Below are 3,084 nucleotides of genomic sequence, written 5' to 3' on the forward strand. Positions count from 1 at the left end.
TTAAACAAAAAAGAAGACTCATTTTGAGTAATTTGTTAGTGTTTCTTTTCCTGTTAAAAAATCTTAAAATTATTAAATAGACGATAAGAGTTATCGCTGAAAGTAGAAGAAAGGCTTGTAGATTTTCGCTTATTCTCATTTAATTCAAGGTAATGTGATTGCTTTCTCTATTTCGTGATGAATCATGGATATTCTTTAGTACTTTCTTTTTTTGCCCTCTTTATCAATTTATAGTTAAAACCAAGCATTGGTCACCTATGTAAAAATACATGCCAGTTCCAAAGATATCTATTCTGTTAAAGTGTTGGTCTGCAACGATCAAGATTATAAATCCTCCGATGAGTCCAAACCCAATTCCTGTATAGAATTGCCCAGATATTTGGCCAAATCGTTGGTAGTTATCCATGATGATTATGTTTAATTTGTCTCGCACGCATAAGCTACATCAACCCCCTTGGCGCCACCTACATTATTAATGAGGCCAAGAAAAATGATTAAAGCCTAATAAGCAAATTGAGTGTGTGTTTCGATGATAAGTATTAATAATAGCAGAATTACAACGGCTTAAACTGCTCCAAAGTCTACGGCAGCTGTCACAGAGGTGTATAGAGCGGCAGGCCGTGAGGCTTGTAAACCTCAGAGTCACTTATTGAGGACTCTGAGTGATTATTGATTTTGCTCTCACTAGGGCTCGTGTTGAGCCTGTTAAATGATGTATTCTGATTACCTAAATTTCAATAAGTCTTTGAGGTATTCAACGTAAACAAATTTCCAGGGTATGATCAAGAGGTTCAGGGCAATTCCTGCTATGCAAACCCAGAAAAAGGACCGAAGGTCTTCATCTAATGAGCCTGAATTTTGTGCTGGTAGGTAAGTCCCAATTATCCATGCGGATTTATAAAGCAGCTGAAGCAATAGAATCGGTACGAATTTTAGCGGGAACCTTATGCCGAATAAATTTAGTAGTGAAAAAGCGGCCCAGAAACTTATAGTTACTCCGGTGAGTGTATCCATTTGCCCTTGGGGAAATAAAATTGTCGACCAGTTATCGAGTGCCAAACTGATGAAATTTAGAAAAAAGAGCCCCCTCATAAAATGAAGTCTCCAATTGGGCACTTTGATGGAAATGGCGCTGAGGGTAGTATCGTAGTTCATAAGTGAAAAGTAAGTTGGTAAGTTTTATGAGCAGATGCATTGAAAGCCCAAGAGGTTGCATGCACTTCCTTTTTCCTAAAATGAACAAGAAACAAAATATCAAGCTGGGAAACCTCCAAGCCTTTAAGACTAACACGTGGACGATATTCTCATGTCTGGAGTAGAACGCGGATGTGAAGTCCAACGTTGGGTAGTATCTGAACGTGAGACGTACTAAGAGCTTTTGGCTGGTGGTTGTCTACTGAATGGTGGAAAGTGTTTGGTGGCTTGGTTTAAACATGATCAAGTCTGTATTTATGTTCTTGTTATTCAGTTCAATAATTCGATACCCGAATGTATCATTGCTGACCTTGATTTCATTCGGCAATTTCTGAATCTGATATGAACCTGCGGGGGTAATATATTGCCGAATATTGCCACTTCTTCTTTCATCTTCGAAATGATAATGACCACAGAAAATAGTTACATCATTTCTAACATTTAGCAGTTCGGTTTTTATTCTATTCCGTTCTTTTAAGGCAAATCGATTGTCTACTTCAGCATCAACAGCTAAAATCGGGTGATGAATAAAGATCACGATACTTTGATCGGTCATGAGTTCCTTTCTAAACCAATCAAATTGTTCTTGACTTATCGAGCCTGAGCTGGAATCTAAAAATATGCATTTGTAATGGTCACGCTCTTGACTATAATATAATTCACTTCGCTTTTCAACTACTCCCAGGCTGTAGTGCTTAATTACTTCGTCATAGTAATCGTGATTTCCTAAAGTGATGGAAAGAGAAAAATCCTGTAGAGATTCAAAAAACCATTTATTCGCTGATTTTTCACCAATATCGCCTCCATATATAATTTCATTAATTCCTCTTGAGGAAATGTCTTTAAGTATTTCCTTCCAATTTTTTCGAGTATCAACCCCAGCATCTAAAGGAAATTTTTCGTCTAAATGAATATCTGTGATGTATGCAATCTTTCGATTCATAAGTAAAAGTTTATGGTTGCAGTATTGTCATTTTCCATTCGTTATTAGCTAGTTCGTATAGTGTTCTTTCATGAAGCCTGCTTTTTTTAAATTCCATGAATTCTATTCGAACTGGTTTTATATAAATACCACCCCAATTCTCCGGGCAATGAATTGCCTTGTTTTGTAATATTTCCTTTTGCTCCTCAAATGCCTTGCGCAAATGTTTAATGCTTTCAACTTGCTTCCCCTGCTCAAAAACCGTAGATACAATTTGTGAATCTCTATTTCTTTGCTCGAAGTAAAGTACAGCGTTAGGCCTGGAAATTTTTGACACGTCCCCTTGAATTCTAATTTGTCGCTCTGTTGAGGTCCACCAAAAGGACAGCGATGCTTTCGGGTTATTTTCAATTTCAACGCCTTTTTTTGAATTCAATGGCCCCGTAATTATAAATGAATCGTTTGAAACTTCTTTCAAAGAAACAAACCTTGAATTTGGATAACCATTTAGCCCTATTGTAGATAAACAACAGGCAGCGGGCAACTTCAAGTCACTCATTTTTTTCTCTTGGTTAAACCATTTTTCAAATTGCAGTAAGGGATTCATTCGTTTCGTTTTTTAAATGGCAACACAAATTCGACTAAATTTTCGAGTGACTATCTGCTGGCTCTATTCGAGTCTATTCGAGTGGCCATCTTGTGTAAGACTACAGCTTTTTAGTTTTTTCTAAAATTCTTAATATCCTAACTCTGTTATAACGTTGTAGGAAAATGGGATAGACATTCGCATACATGTTGATGGCAATGATCAAAGCCCATTGTAGGGTAGACAATTGGCGATACTTAAAAACAACAATGAGAACGCTAATTAAAAGGAAAATCAAGTGTATGATTTCGTATTTTATGGTTTGCTTTTGTGCTTTCTGTAGTTCTATTATTCTACCAGCTCGTTTTAAATTAACTTGTTT

4 protein-coding genes are annotated in these 3,084 nt (G+C 36.6%); all 4 read right to left on the minus strand.

Annotated elements, in window-relative coordinates; genetic code table 11:
• Positions 1–723 precede the first annotated feature (723 nt).
• On the minus strand, positions 724–1,155 hold the full coding sequence (locus tag E1176_RS03255; protein ID WP_155209145.1) for a hypothetical protein: 432 nt from the start codon (positions 1,153–1,155) through the stop codon (positions 724–726).
• Between the two features lie 238 nt (positions 1,156–1,393).
• Positions 1,394–2,137, minus strand: a complete 744-nt coding sequence (locus tag E1176_RS03260) for a metallophosphoesterase family protein (RefSeq protein WP_155209146.1) — start codon at positions 2,135–2,137, stop codon at positions 1,394–1,396.
• Positions 2,138–2,147: 10 nt separating this feature from the next.
• Positions 2,148–2,723, minus strand: a complete 576-nt coding sequence (locus E1176_RS03265) for a pyridoxine/pyridoxamine 5'-phosphate oxidase (RefSeq protein ID WP_155209147.1) — start codon at positions 2,721–2,723, stop codon at positions 2,148–2,150.
• A 100-nt stretch (positions 2,724–2,823) separates the two neighbouring features.
• The coding region (locus E1176_RS20880; RefSeq protein ID WP_222933064.1) for a glycosyl-4,4'-diaponeurosporenoate acyltransferase CrtO family protein at positions 2,824–3,084 on the minus strand (261 nt) is incomplete at its 5' end.

The organism is Fulvivirga aurantia, assembly GCF_009711475.1.
GTDB lineage: Bacteria > Bacteroidota > Bacteroidia > Cytophagales > Cyclobacteriaceae > Fulvivirga > Fulvivirga aurantia.